This is a genomic window from Mangrovibacter sp. MFB070 (assembly GCF_000705335.1).
Lineage (GTDB): Bacteria > Pseudomonadota > Gammaproteobacteria > Enterobacterales > Enterobacteriaceae > Mangrovibacter > Mangrovibacter plantisponsor.
Genome location: NZ_JJMI01000008.1, coordinates 129,466 through 146,254 on the forward strand (window position 1 = coordinate 129,466; position 16,789 = coordinate 146,254).

General features: G+C 50.1%; 17 protein-coding genes and 1 pseudogene. 9 read left to right on the forward strand and 9 right to left on the reverse strand.

What is annotated here, in order from left to right; genetic code table 11:
* Positions 1 to 39: 39 nt before the first annotated feature.
* From DT73_RS26655 to DT73_RS03410, 3 genes and pseudogenes are all read right to left on the reverse strand, one after another.
* A pseudogene (locus DT73_RS26655) lies at positions 40 to 603 on the reverse strand (TRAP transporter small permease); the annotation flags it as partial.
* Complete coding sequence (dctP, locus tag DT73_RS03405; protein WP_036103901.1) at positions 596 to 1,582, reverse strand: TRAP transporter substrate-binding protein DctP; 987 nt, start codon at positions 1,580 to 1,582, stop codon at positions 596 to 598. The pseudogene DT73_RS26655 and the gene dctP, both read right to left, overlap by 8 nt.
* Positions 1,583 to 1,614: 32 nt before the next feature.
* A complete protein-coding gene (locus DT73_RS03410) occupies positions 1,615 to 2,796 on the reverse strand; it encodes a glycoside hydrolase family 88 protein (RefSeq protein ID WP_036103904.1) in 1,182 nt (393 codons plus the stop codon).
* A gap of 273 nt (positions 2,797 to 3,069) precedes the next feature.
* Here DT73_RS03410 and DT73_RS03415 point away from each other — a divergent pair, with 273 nt between their 5' ends.
* From DT73_RS03415 to lpxP, 3 genes are all read left to right on the forward strand, one after another.
* Complete coding sequence (locus tag DT73_RS03415; protein WP_036103907.1) at positions 3,070 to 4,158, forward strand: LacI family DNA-binding transcriptional regulator; 1,089 nt, start codon at positions 3,070 to 3,072, stop codon at positions 4,156 to 4,158.
* A 260-nt stretch (positions 4,159 to 4,418) separates the two neighbouring features.
* On the forward strand, positions 4,419 to 5,000 hold the full coding sequence (locus DT73_RS03420) for an NlpC/P60 family protein (protein WP_036103908.1): 582 nt from the start codon (positions 4,419 to 4,421) through the stop codon (positions 4,998 to 5,000).
* 515 nt (positions 5,001 to 5,515) lie between these two features.
* On the forward strand, positions 5,516 to 6,427 hold the full coding sequence (lpxP, locus tag DT73_RS03425; protein WP_036103910.1) for a kdo(2)-lipid IV(A) palmitoleoyltransferase: 912 nt from the start codon (positions 5,516 to 5,518) through the stop codon (positions 6,425 to 6,427).
* A 100-nt stretch (positions 6,428 to 6,527) separates the two neighbouring features.
* Here the strand turns inward: lpxP and DT73_RS03430 are convergent, their stop codons facing one another.
* Positions 6,528 to 7,343: a sugar phosphate isomerase/epimerase gene (locus tag DT73_RS03430; RefSeq protein ID WP_036103913.1), complete on the reverse strand. Its 816-nt coding sequence runs from the start codon at positions 7,341 to 7,343 to the stop codon at positions 6,528 to 6,530.
* Positions 7,344 to 7,436: 93 nt separating this feature from the next.
* Positions 7,437 to 8,615, reverse strand: coding sequence for an oligogalacturonate lyase family protein (locus DT73_RS03435; protein ID WP_036103916.1), 1,179 nt, complete (start codon positions 8,613 to 8,615; stop codon positions 7,437 to 7,439).
* Between the two features lie 161 nt (positions 8,616 to 8,776).
* On the opposite strand from DT73_RS03435, the gene DT73_RS03440 reads away from it, so the two are divergent.
* The 4 genes from DT73_RS03440 to DT73_RS03455 all read left to right on the forward strand — a co-directional run bounded on the left by DT73_RS03440 (position 8,777) and on the right by DT73_RS03455 (position 12,582).
* Positions 8,777 to 10,360: a hypothetical protein gene (locus DT73_RS03440; protein ID WP_152552475.1), complete on the forward strand. Its 1,584-nt coding sequence runs from the start codon at positions 8,777 to 8,779 to the stop codon at positions 10,358 to 10,360.
* Between the two features lie 276 nt (positions 10,361 to 10,636).
* Positions 10,637 to 11,224, forward strand: a complete 588-nt coding sequence (locus DT73_RS03445; RefSeq protein WP_036103922.1) for a sigma-70 family RNA polymerase sigma factor — start codon at positions 10,637 to 10,639, stop codon at positions 11,222 to 11,224.
* Positions 11,225 to 11,285: 61 nt separating this feature from the next.
* Complete coding sequence (locus DT73_RS03450; RefSeq protein WP_051691256.1) at positions 11,286 to 12,329, forward strand: permease; 1,044 nt, start codon at positions 11,286 to 11,288, stop codon at positions 12,327 to 12,329.
* Between the two features lie 13 nt (positions 12,330 to 12,342).
* On the forward strand, positions 12,343 to 12,582 hold the full coding sequence (locus DT73_RS03455) for a thioredoxin family protein (RefSeq protein WP_036103924.1): 240 nt from the start codon (positions 12,343 to 12,345) through the stop codon (positions 12,580 to 12,582).
* 45 nt (positions 12,583 to 12,627) lie between these two features.
* Here the strand turns inward: DT73_RS03455 and DT73_RS03460 are convergent, their stop codons facing one another.
* Positions 12,628 to 12,921, reverse strand: coding sequence for a YciI family protein (locus DT73_RS03460; protein ID WP_036103926.1), 294 nt, complete (start codon positions 12,919 to 12,921; stop codon positions 12,628 to 12,630).
* A gap of 180 nt (positions 12,922 to 13,101) precedes the next feature.
* Between DT73_RS03460 and DT73_RS03465 the strand changes: the two genes are divergently transcribed.
* Together DT73_RS03465 and DT73_RS03470 are read left to right on the forward strand one after the other, a co-directional pair.
* On the forward strand, positions 13,102 to 13,659 hold the full coding sequence (locus DT73_RS03465; RefSeq protein WP_051691257.1) for a tetratricopeptide repeat protein: 558 nt from the start codon (positions 13,102 to 13,104) through the stop codon (positions 13,657 to 13,659).
* Positions 13,660 to 13,772: 113 nt separating this feature from the next.
* Positions 13,773 to 14,228 (forward strand): GNAT family N-acetyltransferase, encoded by a 456-nt coding sequence (locus tag DT73_RS03470; protein WP_036103928.1) that lies wholly within the window; start codon positions 13,773 to 13,775, stop codon positions 14,226 to 14,228.
* Positions 14,229 to 14,233: 5 nt separating this feature from the next.
* On the opposite strand, the gene DT73_RS03475 is transcribed toward DT73_RS03470, so the two are convergent.
* The 3 genes from DT73_RS03475 to idnD form a co-directional block, all read right to left on the reverse strand.
* The gene (locus tag DT73_RS03475; RefSeq protein WP_036103931.1) at positions 14,234 to 14,656 is read right to left on the reverse strand and encodes a hypothetical protein; all 423 of its coding nucleotides are present in this window, start codon (positions 14,654 to 14,656) and stop codon (positions 14,234 to 14,236) included.
* Between the two features lie 273 nt (positions 14,657 to 14,929).
* The gene (locus DT73_RS03480) at positions 14,930 to 15,649 is read right to left on the reverse strand and encodes a FadR/GntR family transcriptional regulator (protein WP_036103934.1); all 720 of its coding nucleotides are present in this window, start codon (positions 15,647 to 15,649) and stop codon (positions 14,930 to 14,932) included.
* Between the two features lie 90 nt (positions 15,650 to 15,739).
* Positions 15,740 to 16,789, reverse strand: coding sequence for an L-idonate 5-dehydrogenase (gene idnD, locus DT73_RS03485; RefSeq protein WP_036103937.1), 1,050 nt, complete (start codon positions 16,787 to 16,789; stop codon positions 15,740 to 15,742).

A 16,789-nucleotide genomic window follows, 5' to 3' on the forward strand; every position in this document is an offset into this window, starting at 1 on the left:
CAGTAAGGTACGCCGTGAGCAGCCTAATTCGCGCAGGGCAAATAATACGCGGTGGATAATCATGAATGCCCCACACAGCACAACAGCACCATGCAGCATACCAACGGAAACTTTGAGCATGGGTGTCAGCATCTGGCTGTTTTTTTCCATTGCCAGCCAGCCGCCAGCCAGCAAAATCACCCCAAAGGCGATAACCAGCAGGTTATTAAATTGCATCATCCAGCGCTGGGTTGTGGCACCGGCCCGGTCAAATAGTATTGGCAGGCTGAGGTGACGAGTGCCGTTAAAACACAGCGCTGCGCCAATTAACCCCAGCCAGATAAGTGAAAAGCGCAGCAATTCTTCTGACAGGCTGCTGGGTGACTGAAAAAAATAGCGGGTAATAACACTGTAAATAATCAACAGGCTCATGGCGCCTAACAGGCACACCATAAAACAGCTGAGTACCCGCGACAATATTTGCTCAATACGTTGCAACCTGCTTGCAGCAAGCGACGCAGGCGGTACTGCCAGGCTCGGGGTCGTTGTCTGGTTCATGCGGTGGTCACTCATAGTAAGCCTGGCGCGCGTGGGGGACGCACGCCGGCCTGTCAGGTTAAACATCCAGTTCGCGGTCTTCTATAGCGAAAATACGTTCCAGTGCTTCACGCTTTTCCGGGGTTTGCATGGCATCGCGCCACAGCGGTTTCATGGCTTCAATCAGTGGAGCTTTGTCGATATCGGTAATCACGACGCCCATTTTCTCTTCTGCCAGTTTTTCGGATTGCTTGTGGGTTGCATCAATCAGGTTGATGGAGTACTCAGATGCCGCATGCATCGCGGTGCGCAGAACGGCCATGTCGTCATCAGAAATGGTTTTCATCGCGCGCTGGCTCAGAACAATAAAGTCTGTCAGGCGGGTTTGCTCACTGCGCACACCATATTTAGTGACCTCGCCAAATTTTATTTCCCACAGGCCTGCCAGGCTGCCTTCTGCGCCATCGACCATTCCTTGCTGCAGTGCGCCGTATGTTTCGGTGAACTCCAGTGGCACTGGAATCGCCCCCATTGCCTGCAGCATCCGGATATAGGTGTCTGATGCCATCGTGCGGATCTTCAGGCCCCGGATATCTTCAATGTTGTAAATGGGTTTAGAAGCATGCAGGCTGCGAAAGCCATTGCTGATATAGCCTAAAACTTCAAAGCCATTTTTTTGGGTGGTTGCCAGCAATTCTTGGTGCATGTAATCGCTGCTCATGACTTTGTGGTATTCCTCAAGGTCACGAAAAACATAAGGGAGGTTGATTACGCCAATTGCGGGTTGCAGGTTTTCCAGCATGCCGCTGTTCAGCATACCCATATCAATCACGCCGCTTTGTACTTGCGAAATGTACTGGGTCTGCCCGCCTAATGCGCCATTCCAGTAAACGCGAATATTTACCCGGTTGTCTGTACCGGTTTTTACTGCATCGACAAATTGTTTGATGACCAGGCCTGTAGGGCTGTCTGCCGGGGTGTTGGTAGCCAGTTTGTAGGTACGGGCGTGGGCGCTGAATGACAGTACCGTAGCAAGCAGGGCAGTAATCAGAATATGGTTTTTCATTATGGTGTTCCTTTTCTGATGCAGGGTAAGTGTTATTTCCAGAAGAAGTCGGTGTAGCCGTTGGCGCGCATAAGCGCTTCCAGGTAGTAGTAATCTCCATAAGGCAACATGTTGTTGCATAAGCCTTCTTTGACGTAAGACGCCCCTTCGCTCAGCAACCCTTCCGCCAGGGGATCACCAGACAGGCTGCATTGATCCTCAAGGCTTGCCAGCATGCTGGTTCCCGCCTGGCGATAGTGTTCCTGTTGGATTTGGTCAGTACAGTGTTGGGCGATTAATAACAAACCCGCGGCGGTGATAGCGCCCGCGGAAGAATCGCGCCAGGGTGTTTCATGGGCAGGAAGGCGGTAATCCCACAGGGGAATGCCATCATGTGGCAAATGGGCAAGAGCGTAATCCGCCAGGTGTATTGCTGTATCCAGCCACTGGGGATCGCCGGTATGCTCGAAAAGTTGTGCATAACCGTGAATGGCCCAGGCCTGGCCGCGTGACCAGCAAGAGTCATCGGCATAACCCTGAAACGTTTCCCCGCGCAGCGGCTGCTGAGTTAATGGATCAAACAAGAAACAGTGCCAGGTGCTGTAATCTTCCCGGATAATATATTTTTTTAGTGTATGAGCATGGGCGAGAGCCGCTTCACGATAAACCGGGTTGGCAGTGGTTTCCGACGCCCAGAATAGTAATGACAGGTTTTGCAAAGAATCGATGATGGTACGGCCCAGGGTTTGCTCCAGCCCCAGCTCATGGTTTTCATTCCATGCCACCAGGTATTTCCCTACCCGACGAAACCGCCCGAGTAATGTATCTGCTGCTTTAAGTGCCATGGTTTTGCTGGTTTCGCAGCCGGTAAGCTTGTGCTGCGCCACACAGGAAAGTGAAAACTGAAAACCAAGATCGTGATCCATCCACTCGGGGTTATTCAAAAGAGTTTGGAAATAAGGCAGGCGCATGGCTGCACTGTTTCGTAAACGGCTTTCCCCGGTAACTTTGTATGCCAGCCATAGTTGCCCGGCCCAGAACCCACTCACCCAGTCTCTTGGCGGGCAAAAACGGTATTTGACGCTGTTATCCAGGCCTATTTTGGGGTTCCGGTCGCCAATGCGGCGGACATTATTCAGTACGGCACTGCATGCATTGTGTAATGCGTTTTCCAGTTTTTCATGAGGAATTTGTGCAGGTGTAAACAGAGCAGAGGTATCAAAAGCAGCAGACATAATGTGTTCCTGTAATAAGTGAAGAGTCCATTTTTTCAGCACTGCCAGGGTAACACTTGCCTTCAGGATCGCGTCGTGATCGTTTTCTCAGTTTTGAAAATTTTCTTGTTTAGGAAAATTTTCCTGTAAGTTTTACCAATCAGTAAACAGTTAAAAGGGAATATTATTTAAAATAATGACAAAAATGACCGATTCGGGGTAGGATTCAATTCTGTAACACGGCAGGAAACGATATCATTTGGGAAAAATTTCCTTATGGCAGGAGAGTGAAGAATGCAGCCAGAGAACAAAACAAAAAAACCAACGCTGGCCGATATCGAAGCGCTGACCGGGATTTCCAAAAGTACGATTTCACGGGTTCTCAACAACAGTAAATTTGTGACGCCCGAAATCACTACGAAAGTGATGGCAGCGATTGAAGAAACTGGCTACAAAAAGAATACCCCGAAGTTGCAAACGGGTATCACCATTAGCCGTATCACCCTGGTGGTGGGTGATTATGTTGGGTTGTCTACCGGGTTTTATTCTTACCTGATAAGCCATATCAAAGAGGAAGCACAGCGTATTCACCTGAATGTGGAACTGCTGGTATTGCACGATACCCTGAATGCCGACGCTGTTGCGAGCCAGGTGGCGGGGCAAGAAGCTATTTTGCTGCTGGGGCTGGATACGCCAACAGTGCTGGAGGTCATTCAGGCTCAGGGGATACCGGCAGTCATTATTAATGGCGCAGATTTAAATATGGTGTCTTCTTGTGTATCACCGGATTACACCCTTGGGGCAATGATGGCGACCCGGCATTTAATTGAGGCAGGTCACCGTGATATTCGTTTTATCACTGCGGGCTACCGGCACTCACTATTTCAGCGTAAGGCAGGTTTCATGCGGGCAATGGAACTGGCAGGGGCAGGTTTTGACGCCAGTTCACAGGTACTGACGCTGGAAGATTACGCCCGTAATCAGATGCAAAATGAAGCACTGGCTGCAGAAATAGAGGCCGACCGGGCTGGTGGTGATTTTGGGGCGGCACAGGTAATCCCTCATGCGCTGTCTCACGGTGTGCTGGCAGGGGCAACTGCGTTATTCTGTGTCAGTGATATGGTGGCGATTTCTGTTATGGACTGCCTGCGCCAGGCGGGCATTGCTGTACCGGGTTCCGTTTCTGTTGTCGGGTTTGATGACCTGGCTATCTCGTCTCTGACCACGCCTCCGCTCACAACTGTGCGGACAGACTTTGCTGCGTTAACCAAATCAGCCGTGCACCTGCTGGTAACTGAAACTGGCCAGCAACATGATTACAGTGTGCGGCTCAATACTCAGGTACATTTTGTGGCCCGCCAGTCTGTACAAACGTTGAAATAAGAGTGGCCGCGGCGCGGTAAATTAACTCTATGCCCCGGGTTGTGGCCCGGAGTATATATTGGTAAATGGTTTTTTGTTCTTGCAGATTTTCCCCGGTGTGGAGAGTCTGTGTGTACAGGGGGGCAGCGGGATTGGCTGTTTTGTAATCACTTGTAATGATTGCTCATTCAATGAAATGCCTTAAGCGTAGTATTCCAATAATTCCTTCTTTAGGATGAATACCACTTCTTATAATACAGCCCACTGAAAATGATAAAAAAATGATGATTTCCCGACAACCTGTTGCCGTTTTTGGACTGTTATTAATGCTATTGGCGGGCTGTAGTTCACAGCCTGTTCATCAGGGAAAAGATGCAAGTGATATACAGGCTGATGATCAATTTGCCTCACATCAGCAACCTGATTTAATTAATGTTATTGCCGCCCTGCACGACCAAATGGGCGCATGGAAGGGAACACCTTATCATTGGGGGGGAACAACACTAAAAGGTGTTGATTGCTCCGGGTTTGTCTGGCGCACTCTTAAAGATCGCTTCAATATTGATATTAACCGGGTAACGACTGCGCAATTAATTCATATGGGGCACAAGGTCAGCGAAGAGCAATTACAACCGGGTGATTTAGTGTTTTTCCGCATTCACCATGAAATGCATGTCGGTTTTTATGATACCAAACACCATTTTCTGCACGCTTCCGCCAGTCGTGGGGTAATGCGCTCGTCATTAGATAATCCTTATTGGCAAAAAGTATATCTGGAAGGGCGGCGTTTGCCTGGAGAATATGGCGCGCAAATCTCTTTCAATTATGGCAATAATACTTCTGAAAAACTGGCAGACGAATAAAGGTAGTAATAGTGCGGCACAAGGTTCAGCTATATTTGCTGGCTGTAACGGGGCCGGTGTATGGTATGGGCCAAAAATGTTGCAGGGGCTGATTGCGCGCGGGGTTTTCGGGGGTGTTTCTGCATAACCTGCAGCCCTGGATCAGGCCAGGTCATCAAGATAAGTATGGTTTTGCCTGGCTGTCATCACTCCTGTTGGTGAAGGAGTGACCGGAATTAGTCTGAAAATTAGCCCAGGCAGAGTACGAGCGGGTGGCAAAAAAAGCCAGTCAGAACAGACAATAACCGCAGGCACATTTTCTCTCCTTTTTCTTTACAAAAAATATTATCTGCACACCATAGTCAAGGGCATTTTTGTCGGTTACTTTAGGCGCCGGAAAGACGTAGTCACTGGCAGGGATTATTTCCTTGTGGGAAAATAATTTCTGTGGACGTACCGCATAAAGACAGATGAAGAAATTCGTTTTTGCCTTACGCGTTACCAGTTTTAAACGCACTTTTATCAGGAAAAAACAAATGTCTTCAGGTTTCTGTCGTTCATTTCTCCATCCACGCTATTGGTCGCTCTGGTTTGGTCTGGGTGTCCTTTGGGCGCTGGTTCAGTTGCCATACCCTTTGCTGGTCAAAATAGGCAGCGCTTTGGGCCGTGCTTCCCGCCCATTTTTAAAACGCCGCGAGCGTATCGCCCGGCGAAATATTGAGTTGTGCTTCCCCAACATGGCTCAGGCTGAGCGCGAAAAACTGATTGAAGATAACTTTGTCTCTTTGGGCATGGGCCTGGTTGAAACCGGGATGGCCTGGTTTTGGTCAGATGCCCGTGTGCGCAAGTGGTTTGATGTGGAAGGTTATGGTCACTTAACTGCTGCACTGGGGAGTGGTAAAGGTGTCATGGCGGTGGGTGTGCACTTTATGTCTCTGGAGCTCGGTGGCCGGGTCATGGGGTTGTGCCGCCCAATGATGGCAACTTATCGCCCGCATAACTCTCCGGTCATGGAATGGGTGCAAACCAAAGGCCGCCTGCGTTCGAATAAAGCCATGATTGACCGGCATAATCTTAAAGGCCTGGTGGCTGCGCTGAAGAGCGGTGAAGCTGTGTGGTTTGCTCCGGATCAGGATTATGGCCCCAAGGGCAGCCTTTTTGCCCCGTTCTTCTCCGTGCCTGATGCCGCTACAACAAATGGTACTTATGTGCTGTCACGCTTGTCTGGCGCATCTATGCTTACCATTACCATGGTTCGTAAAGCAGCAGGGAAAGGTTACCGGTTGTATATCAGCCCTACCATGACAGACTACCCGCAGGAAGATCAGGCTGCAGCCAGTTATATGAACCGGGTTATTGAACAGGAAATACTGCGTGCGCCGGAGCAATATCTGTGGGTGCACCGCCGCTTTAAAACCCGCCCGGTTGGCGGTGGTTCTCTGTATTAGCCTGTATTGACAGTAGTCCTGGCCGGCTTGACTGGCAGATATAACAAACCCCGGCTGGCCCGGGGTTTCGTTTTTTCTTAGCCGTTTTCTAAGACCTTGCTTATAACGCTCTTAACCGCTTCAGTAACGGCCCGGCTCCCTGAATAACGGCTTCTTTGGATGGCAGGCAGAAACATTCGAGTGATATTGCTCCCTGGTAACCCGCTCTTTGCAGCATGTTATAAATACTTTCTATTGGCAAATGACCATAACCAGGGAAATGCCGGTTGGAATCCGCCAGATGAACATGCCGCAGACGCGACCCCATATGCGCAATCGCACTGGCGAAGTCCGGGTCTTCAATATTGGCATGGAAAACATCCCATAATATACCGACGTTACCGGGCGCATCGCTTAATGCCATAAATTCCATCATATCGGCGGCGCTGTGCAGGTAGCTTATTTCATAGCGGTTAAGTGCCTCAAGAATCAGTGGCACATTGCACTGGCGGGCGTAATCCACACAAGGCCGCATGGCTTCGGCCAGCGCATGAATATATTCCGTTTTGCTCATGGCGCGGTCTGGTGCTCGCAGCGAGCCCAGAGTGACCTGGCTGCCCAGCAGTGCTGCTGCTTCAATATGTTCACGTAAACGCTGCTGTGTTTTGTGTACCACGTTTGGGTCGCTGGATAATAACGACAGCCCGTCTCGTTTGCGGGCCTGCCCGGTGGCAATCGTGGTACAACCCAGCCCAAACTGGTCGAGCTGTTGTTTTAACTGGCGGACATCCAGCCCATCGTAATCATTAATGGTCAGTTCAGCCGCATCAAAGCCGCTGCTGGCAAGCCAGGCGAAACCTTGCTCCAGTTCGTGAGGCGCGAACGGTGAGAATATCGCGTCAAACCGGCAGGTCAGTGTTGCACTAAAGGTAATCATGTTGAGCCCGTATTTGATCTGTGGAGCCCGGAACCATGAGACAACTGACTCCGGGCTGGCCGCTAAGTGAAAAACATGCGTTGCGTGCCTGTATCAACCCTGAATCTGTTGCAGCACGTCAGCCGGAATTTCTGCCAGGTACAGGGCGGGTTTGCCGTCTTTATCTGAACTGAACAGCACCTGTCTTTCATCGGGAGTAAACGAAGGGTGTGGGTGAGTGACCTGGCGGTCGCCATTCAGCACTTCCCATGAAGAACTGTGGCGGGCCACTTTGTGGTGCTGTTTTTTTCGCAGGTCAAATAACCATAAATAGGGATCAGTTGCCTCGCCATAACCTTCAGCATCTGCCATATCAATGGGTTTGCCTGAACCATCGCCAACGGCCAGCGTGCCGTTGTCATTACTCATGACATGGGAGCAGGGCGGCATTGCCAGCAGTTTTTCATCCTGCCCGGTTTCACCATCGACCCGGCACAGGTAACGCACCGGGCTGTCTTTCAGGTAGGTTACGTACATTAACGAAGAGCCATCTGGCACCCAAAACTCATGGGTATAGCTTTCCCCCGCGGCAGGTTGTTTTGCTTTGCGGATGTTGGTGCCATCTTCATTCATCAACCACATCCGGGTTTCCACCTGGTCCAGCGGGCCTTCGTGGCAGAAGGCAACGGTGTTGTCGTCGAAGGGGCGGTAAATAGGATGGCCAAGCCACTGGTTGTCTTCAAGTAATGTGCTGCGTTCGCCGGTTTGCAGATCAATACGGATTACACGGCAGCGCGGGTTTTCTGCGTAAAATTCCTGAAATACCACCCAGTCGCTGATTGGGCGCCAACTGTCCCGGTGAATTTCGACACCAACCAGTTTATCGCAGGCTGAATTTGCCACCCAGGTGCCATAGCCAACCCACTCTTCGGGTACCTGATATACCGATTCTTCTTCACAGGTAGCAAGATTTACGCGCCGCAGGTTACGTTCGTTTTTCACATAATAGAGCCAGTGTTCATCCGGCGATAAAAAGCCGCCAAAGGTATTATCTCCCGGGCCTTCGGTTAACTGGGTTGCAGTTTGCCCGGCTAAATCCAGCAAATAGTAATTACGGTTACCGTCAAATTCGGCACCGAAAATTAATTTTCTCCCCTGGTCGAGAAAACATTTCTGATAAAAATAATTACGATGGCAGATAATATCTGGCGGTGTTAAGCGAATAACTTTAGCGCCGGTATCTTTATCCACATAGTGGTGGTAATCCAGTTGGATAGTCATTCCTTTTGCCATGTTTTATTTCTCCGTTAACTCAGTGTTGTGGCAGAGCCGCAGACCGGCAGTAGCTTGATTATTCAGACTGCGCCATGTTGTATGGTGGCTCTGTAATTCAGTATTTGACGCACTGCACCTGGCTTATTACCATCCCGGTTGAATTTTGTTCAGGGATGTTCATGATGAATACGCCAGTGCCTCAACTATTATTGGAAATCAATTCGCCAGATATCTGGCACTGGCCCTTTTTTCTGGAAATGGCTCGGGTTGCCAGGGAATACCATTTTCAGGGTATTGTCATCAACCAGCAGTCATTACTGGCACAACTTGCGGCACCTTCTCCACGTTGCCGCCCTGCTGATATCATTAATCTGTCTTTAGCCCGTGACCATGCTTTGCGCCATTTGCAAAAAATTGGCGAGTATTGCGAGCGCCACCATTTACAGCTTTGGCTTCAGGGCGAAGCGACACCTGACTGCCCGTCACTGAAAATGAAGTTCCCCGAATTTTTCCTGGCAGATAACGACTTATCGGCGTTTATTGCCTGGTTCTTTTCCGAAAGCATCCCACAGATTCTTGCTGTGCTGCCCGCGGTGCGTGGGTTGCGTTTATCCCTTGCCACACCAGATATTGCTGATGTTGACTGGCAGGCATCATTAATGGCGTTGTACCGTGGCGTGCGTGCCGCGGGGCGGCAACTGGTGCTACGCGACTACCGCGATACAACCTGGCCACGCCATATGCTGCGCGATGCCCTTGCTGGCCTGCCCGGTGATGTGCGTGCATCACTCAAAGCGACCGAACTGGATTACCGCCCGGGGTTTGCTGGTAACCCAAACTTGCTTAACCTGCCCACAAACCATAAATGGTTGGAACTGGATTTATGGGGGCTGGACTATGGCTGGTCTTTGCTCCCTTGTTATTTGCTGGAAGAGTTCCGCCAGCGCTTATTGTGGCTAAGCCAGTACCCCGGGTGCTACCCGGAAGCGATCACCGTGCGTATCGACTGGGAGTGGCTCCCCGGCCTGCCGTTATCCGCATCGGTAAATGCACTGAACCTGTATGGCCTCTCTGGTGTGGTTCAGGATTTATCGCTATCGCCTGAACACATGGTTCACCAGTGGTTGCAACACCAGGCTGCCAGCCCTTTACCCGGGGCAGAACTGGGTGCCTTGAGCGGCATACTGACCACGAGCTACGAGTGGAGCTGTAAAACCCCGAACCTGCTGGGGCGCGTTTTACAATGCCGCAGCCAGTTACCGCTGAACCTTGAACACGCACTGTCATTGCTGCACATGGATACGCGTAACGCTAACTGGGCCCAGTCTTTCCAGCCGCTTTTACCGGGCGATGACACCGCTCTTGGCCTGCAACAATGTGAGTTAATCAGCCTTGAGAACGAGCGCATTACATTCCTGGCCGAACGGATGCATTCCCGCGCTTTGCGCCTGCTGCCTGGTTGTGGTTTGCAGGAACCTGCCAGAGCGTGCATCACTGGCAGCATGGCCCGGGCGCAAAAGTATTCCCAGCTGTACACCGTATTCAAATATGCTCTGATGCTTAAATTGCGCCTGCGTAAATATGGCCAAAATCAGCCAGAGATTCAGGCATTGTTTCGCCGGGCGCTTGGCGATTTTCGCCAGTGCAACCAGTCTCTGGAGACCTGGTTTCAACACCATGGTGCTGAGCACCCACTGGCGTTTGCCTCGTTACTTAATACTCAACAAATTGCCGGGCTGATTCACAGCCTTGAGCACGATTAATCTGTGGCACAGCATGGCGGGATAAAACGCGGTTGTGAATTCCCGAATAGCTCAGTGAACTGGCGGAACCGGGGAAAACCCCAGGAAAGGTAATGTGCGTCACAAATTCAGCTATTTCTGCGTGAATGAGATCACATTTTTTTCTGGTTTTTTTGTGATCCAGAGCAGTTGTTGTGCTGTGAGTGAGGGAAAATGGCAGGAATGCGTGTAGCTGAACAGTTTGCCATTTATCCTGGCCTTACTCTGGTATCACCCTGAGTGTGGAAGAGATGCGCTATGCCCTGCATCCAACGTTGTGTGCCGCCATGCCTTACTGCGTCATGGGGCAGTGTTTCGAATGAACTTCGCCACTGGTTGTTGGCGCGGCTGCCTGCACAAACCAGTGTGGATGATGTGATGCAGGAAGTGTTTTTACGTGCACTTGCCACCCGGGAGGGTTTCTGCACAGTACAAAACCCGCGCGCCTGGTTTTATCAGGTTGCGCGCCATTACCTGGCCGATACATACCGGCGTGGCAGGCACTTTATCTCGCTGGAGCAGGTTGTGGAATGTGAACCCGCCGCCCCTGAAGCCGGGGACCTGGCGGTGATTGACCAACTGGCTCACCAGTGCCTGCCCCGGGTGCTCAGTGAACTGGCTGAAGCGGACAGCGATATAGTTCGCCAGTGTGACCTGCAAGGGATGACGGTTGCCGGGTATGCTGCCACACACCAGTTATCGCTCCCTGCTGCGAAATCCCGGTTGTTACGGGCCCGGCAGCGTTTGTACCAGTTGATGCGTAAGCAGTGCCAGGTACAGACCGGCCCAACTGGCGCTGTATGCCAGTTTGTTCCACGGGGCGCATCTTCTCCCGTCATAAAATAATCTGCATCCTTTTCTGCTCTGCTGCGTCTTCTTACCAGGAAGACAGCGTGAGGAGAAAAATATGTGCCATTCCGTGTTGTTTCAGCGTGCGCTGCTGCGCAGGCCTGCCGTTGTGTTGCTGGTGGGTGGTGTGCTGTGGGTGGCGCTGTATAGCCTGCTGTACCCGCTTTCAGTAGCACTGGTCTCGTTTTTGCCTGTTGACCAGAGCAGCCCGGCAGGGCAGGCGCTGCAGTTTTTCCTCTATGACACACCCAAAGTGTTGCTGTTACTGACCGGGGTGGTGTTTGTGATGGGAATGGTGAACAGCTATTTCACGCCAGAGAGAACCCGGGCGGTGCTTGCAAGGCCCGGTGTGATTGGCTCACATATGCTTGCCGCCCTGTTGGGGGTGGTGACGCCTTTCTGCTCCTGCTCTGCGGTACCGCTGTTTATTGGGTTTGTGCAGGCGGGGATCCCACTTGGGGTGACATTTTCCTTTCTGATTGCCGCTCCTATGGTTAATGAAGTGGCGCTGGTTTTATTGTTTGGCCTGTTTGGCTGGCAAATTGCACTGCTGTATTTAGTGATGGGCCTGGCGGTTGCCATGGTTAGTGGCTGGGTTATTGGCAAGCTCAATATGACACCTTATCTCGAAGACTGGGTTCGGGAAATGCCACGCGTTGATGCCCACGTGGCCCGTGAAACATTCCTGCTGGTTGAATTGATTAAACAAGGAGCCCGGGCGGTGCGAGAAATCGTTGGGCGAGTCTGGCCTTTTATTTTAGCGGGGATAGCCGCGGGTGCTCTGATTCACGGCTATGTGCCAGAAAATATGATGGTAAGCATCATGGGGAAACAGGCCTGGTGGTCTGTTCCGCTCGCAGTAGCGGCTGGTGTACCAATGTATGCCAATGCTGCCGGGATACTGCCAGTAGTTCAGGCTTTGTTAGCCAAAGGTGCAGCATTAGGCACGGTACTGGCTTTTATGATGAGTGTAACGGCCTTGTCACTTCCAGAAATGGTGATTTTACGCAAGGTGCTGAAACTGCGCTTAATTGCCACATTCACAGGCGTAGTTGCCTGCGGAATTGTGTTGGTCGGTTATGTATTTAATGCACTGTTTTAACAGGAGATAACAGATGAAAAACATCAAAGTATTAGGTTCCGGATGTGCTAATTGCCGTAAGACCTGGCAGGTAATTGAAGAGGTTGCCTTTGATGCCGGGGAAACTATCCAACTGGAGAAAGTGGATGCCATCGAGGAAATTGCCCGCTATGGCATTTTACGTACACCTGGTGTGGTGGTGGATGGCAAAGTGGTGCATAGCGGTGGTGTGCCTGAGCGTGAAAAAGTAGCGCAGTGGTTTTCCCACCATTAGTTCTGCAGGCGCGGCAGGGCTGTTGCCCGCTTCGCCTGCGTGTTATTACAACAGCGTTTTTAGTGCTTCGGCACACATGCTGGGTTCGAAGGCAGTAATTACTGTCTCTGTTAAGTTATTTTGGGAAAAGGGATCGTGTTGCAATCTTTCAAGGAGCAATTCTTTGCTGGCGCACTGCGCCAGAATAACACCGCCCACACGGGGAACCTGGCGGCCCGAGGCCAGAAATACCCCATCGGCATAGCCTTGTTTCAACCATTCAATATGAGCCGGAATAAGGGCATCAACCTCTTCCAGTGGTTTGATATATTTTAATGTCACAACATATATTGTCGGCATCGCTATTTCCCCGTTCTTTAATATAAAGCGTTTATCTTACTGCAAACTTAATAATTGGCACGGAGTATTTGTAGCAAACTGCCTGTTTTATATGGTTTTTATTTGTGGAAAACTTCAATACATTAGGAAAATCTGATATAAACAATCCCCTTTAATGAACAATACCACTGGGGAAAAATAATGAAATTACGTCTTTTAGCGCTGCTTATGGGTGTGGCTGTTAGTGGCCAGGTACTTGCTGCTACTGCACTGGAAAAATTACAACAACAGGCAGAGCAGGGCGATGCTGAGGCTCAGTGCCAGTTGGGCCTGGCGTATGCAAAGGGTGAGGTGGGTAAGCCGGATATGAAACAGGCCGAAACCTGGCTGCAAAAAGCAGTGGACCAGAAAGCGACCTGTGGCTACCTGATACTGGGCGCATTCTATGGTGAAGTACAGCATGATTATAAAAAGAGCCGCCCACTGCTTGAAAAGGCCGCCGCACAGAATTCAGCACCAGCTATGATTCAACTGGCCCATATTTATGAATATGGCCAGGGTATGGATAAAGATTATAAAACTGCAACTCAGTGGTATGCGAAAGCTGCAAAACTGGGGAGTGAGGATGGTGAATACAACCTTGCGCTGTCTTACTATTATGGTAAAGGTGTGGCGAAAGACGAGAAAAAGGCAAACCAAATGATGGACGGCTTGTGCAAAAAAGGCGCAGACCGTGCCTGTGAATTCTTGAAAGATTAACCGCATACAGCACTGCTATTCAGGCTGGTAAAATGGCGATATTTCCCCAGCCTGTGCTTTGTGCTTCGCCTCTGGTTTAACGTTATACAGGGAATAGTAAGCAGGGGGTTTTTATGGCAAGAGCTGAAATAACCGGTGCCAAAAAAGCGGATTTACCCGTGCTATGCCAGTTATTTAACTGTGCACGTGAAACCAGCGCGGTGTTTATCAAAAAACACCATACCGACAGTGAGTTTGCCCGGTTAATTGCCGGTGAACAGGTGTTTGTTGCCCGCCTTTCTGGCGCGGTTGCCGGGTTTGCTGCTGTATGGTTGCCGGATACTTTTCTTCATCATTTGTATGTTTCCCCCGCTTGCCAGCATAGGGGGGTGGGAACTGCGTTACTGGAACACAGCTTGCGTGAAGTTGGTGAAAAACTTTCACTGAAATGCCTGGTGGCTAATACTGCCGCCTGCCAGTTTTACGAACAGCGGGGGTTTGTACCGCAAGGGAAAGGGGTAAGCCCCGAAGGCCGCTATATTCTGTATGCCAGAACACCGTTTGCGGCCATCAGGGGGCTCAGAGGGTAACCGGGTTATTCACTGACTTTATTTTTCAGCTTTTCCGCGCCGTCTTTGGTGGCATCCCACCCTTTTTCGGCACCATCTTTGGTTGCGTCCCAGCCTTTTTCTGTGGTGGCTTTGGTTTTATCCCAGCCTTTTTCCACACCTTCTTTAGTGGCGTCCCACCCTTTCTCTGTGCCTTCTTTGGTTTTATTCCAGGCTTTTTGCGAACCTTCGCTGACTTTGCTGCTCAGCGTGCCACTTTTGCCTTCAGCGGCATGTTCGGATTTAAGCTTCAGTTCATCGCCCTTGTCTTGTGCCTGATGCAATTTTTCCTTCGCGGTATCAGCACCTTCGTGCGCTACGGCAACGGTTTCGTCAGTTGCGTGTGTTGTTGCGGCAAAAACGGGCGTTGCCAGCAAAAGTGCGGAGAATACCATTACTGTTTTTTTCATCATTTCCTCACTAAACATGGTCAGTACATGAGTTGTAGTGAGTATGGCGTAATGAAATCTGTGATGCATTAGGAATAAACCCTAATTTAATCATTGGGTTTACTCAGTAAGAGAGTGGTGTTGTTGATGTGTCTTATAAAGTAAGACTGGCAACAGTTGCGCTGCCAAAGAGCTGACAGGGAAGAACCTTCAGGGTTAAAACGCAAATCAGAGCACACCTGCCGGCTGGTATTTTTCTGCTTTAGCACATTGCCGGCAAACCAGCCCTGGTGATTATTTTTTTGTGGGCGTATCTGCCGATTTAATTTTTTCTATAGCAACAATGTTATCTGCCATTGCTTCATTAAGCACTTCAACAGCCGTACTGGAATCGCGGTTCTTAATGGACATATAGACTTTTATATGTGCTTCCACGCTCTCCAGCGTGATGCCGAGAGCACGGTTAAGCTCTTCAAGATAATAGTAATAAATATCTTTAATGGAGCTCATTACGTTGTAAAACACGCTATTGTGCGATGCCCTGACAATTGCCAGGTGAAATGCGTAATCCGCTTCGGAATATTTTTTATAGTCGCCCTTGTTGATCAACATATTGTTCAGGGCTTCTTCGAGTTGGCGAATGTCATCTTCTGTGGCGTTTGTCACGGCCAGCTCCACACATTTGAATTCCACCGTCTGGCGAAAAATCATCATGTCGTGAAACTCTTCGCGGCTAAGATGCATGATTGGGCGGGAATCATTATTCAGCATCTGAGGTGTAAAACTTTCGCTGACGTAACTGCCACTGCCTTGCCGTGTGACCACAATTCCAAGGTCACGAAAGCGCTGTACCGCACTACGCACGCTCACCCGGCTGACATTAAAAGATGTTGTCAGTTCAGCTTCAGAGGGCAAACGGCTACCAGGCGCCCAGCTTCCGTCAAGCAGTTTGGCGCTGATCTGATCATAAATTTCATTTACAACGTTATGTTTTTGAATGGATTTTATGCTCAAGGTGGGTATCCGGTATGATGTAACAGAAGTGATTTATTGTATAATACTTCACATCCAGGAACCAAGCGCCCTGCCGGGCGCTTTTCATGACTAATCGAAACGAATGAGTACCTTAGCCGATACATTCTTATCTGTAGCGGTTATCAGCGCTTCTTCAATTTGCTGAGGAGGAAACTCCGCGCTGATAAGTGGGCGGGGGTCTACCCGGCCATCTTCAAGCCAGCGAACAGCAGTTTCAAACTCGCTAATAAAGCGGAATGAACCAGCCCAACTGATTTCTTTGACCAGCATTGACGAAACAGGCCAGTTTACCGGGCTCGCACCCATACCAACCTGCACTACGGCGCCGGAAGGGCGAGTAAAATCAACAGTTGAAGCGACAGCAGCCTGTGCCCCTGAAGCTTCAAAAACTACATCAAAATAACCCCTGTTTTGTTGATAATGGGCCACCTGTTGTTCATCAAGTGGGTTCATGGTTGCAGTTGCCCCCATTTGACGGGCCAGATCCAGACAACGTGGGCTGAGATCAGATGCCACAAGTTCGGAGGCACCAGCACTGCGTGCAGCGGCAAGTATTAAACAGCCAATTGGCCCGGCCCCAATGACTAAAACGCGTTTACCAGTAAGCTGGCCTGCTACTTTCACCGCATGAATAGCTACAGCCAGTGGCTCAGAAAACGCCATTACATTTGCGGGTATAGTGCTGTCATAAGGAATACATTGCTCTGGTTTTACCACCACATATTCGGAAAAACCGCCGTTTACATGGGGATTAAACTGCGCACTTCCCATGAAACGCATACTGCTGCACAGGTTTTGATGACCCGAAAGACACATTTCACATTGGTTACACGGGCAGGATGGGTTTACTGCAACGGTTTGCCCGACTTTCAGTTGGCTGTTGGCTGGCACCTTGCTAATAACGCCGACAAATTCATGGCCGATAACCATCGGATGTTTCAGAACCGACATTCCGGCACGCCCGTGCTGGTAGTAGTGAATATCAGAACCGCAGATACCACCACTGCTGACTTTCACCAGCACTTCGTTCTCACCATGTTCTATTTCACGCGCTTCAAAACGAACATCTTTTTCTGCATGAGCCAGACAGGCATTACAGGTTATTTTTTCAGTTTTCAT

Excerpts from the sequence above, each read along its gene's own strand:
- dctP (WP_036103901.1), bottom strand. The coding sequence starts at position 1,582 with ATGAAAAACCATATTCTGATTACTGCCCTGCTTGCTACGGTACTGTCA.
- DT73_RS03410 (WP_036103904.1), bottom strand. The coding sequence starts at position 2,796 with ATGTCTGCTGCTTTTGATACCTCTGCTCTGTTTACACCTGCACAAATT.
- DT73_RS03415 (WP_036103907.1), top strand. The coding sequence starts at position 3,070 with ATGCAGCCAGAGAACAAAACAAAAAAACCAACGCTGGCCGATATCGAA.
- DT73_RS03420 (WP_036103908.1), top strand. The coding sequence starts at position 4,419 with ATGATGATTTCCCGACAACCTGTTGCCGTTTTTGGACTGTTATTAATG.
- lpxP (WP_036103910.1), top strand. The coding sequence starts at position 5,516 with ATGTCTTCAGGTTTCTGTCGTTCATTTCTCCATCCACGCTATTGGTCG.
- DT73_RS03430 (WP_036103913.1), bottom strand. The coding sequence starts at position 7,343 with ATGATTACCTTTAGTGCAACACTGACCTGCCGGTTTGACGCGATATTC.
- DT73_RS03435 (WP_036103916.1), bottom strand. The coding sequence starts at position 8,615 with ATGGCAAAAGGAATGACTATCCAACTGGATTACCACCACTATGTGGAT.
- DT73_RS03440 (WP_152552475.1), top strand. The coding sequence starts at position 8,777 with ATGATGAATACGCCAGTGCCTCAACTATTATTGGAAATCAATTCGCCA.
- DT73_RS03445 (WP_036103922.1), top strand. The coding sequence starts at position 10,637 with ATGCCCTGCATCCAACGTTGTGTGCCGCCATGCCTTACTGCGTCATGG.
- DT73_RS03450 (WP_051691256.1), top strand. The coding sequence starts at position 11,286 with ATGTGCCATTCCGTGTTGTTTCAGCGTGCGCTGCTGCGCAGGCCTGCC.
- DT73_RS03455 (WP_036103924.1), top strand. The coding sequence starts at position 12,343 with ATGAAAAACATCAAAGTATTAGGTTCCGGATGTGCTAATTGCCGTAAG.
- DT73_RS03460 (WP_036103926.1), bottom strand. The coding sequence starts at position 12,921 with ATGCCGACAATATATGTTGTGACATTAAAATATATCAAACCACTGGAA.
- DT73_RS03465 (WP_051691257.1), top strand. The coding sequence starts at position 13,102 with ATGAAATTACGTCTTTTAGCGCTGCTTATGGGTGTGGCTGTTAGTGGC.
- DT73_RS03470 (WP_036103928.1), top strand. The coding sequence starts at position 13,773 with ATGGCAAGAGCTGAAATAACCGGTGCCAAAAAAGCGGATTTACCCGTG.
- DT73_RS03475 (WP_036103931.1), bottom strand. The coding sequence starts at position 14,656 with ATGAAAAAAACAGTAATGGTATTCTCCGCACTTTTGCTGGCAACGCCC.
- idnD (WP_036103937.1), bottom strand. The coding sequence starts at position 16,789 with ATGAAAACTGAAAAAATAACCTGTAATGCCTGTCTGGCTCATGCAGAA.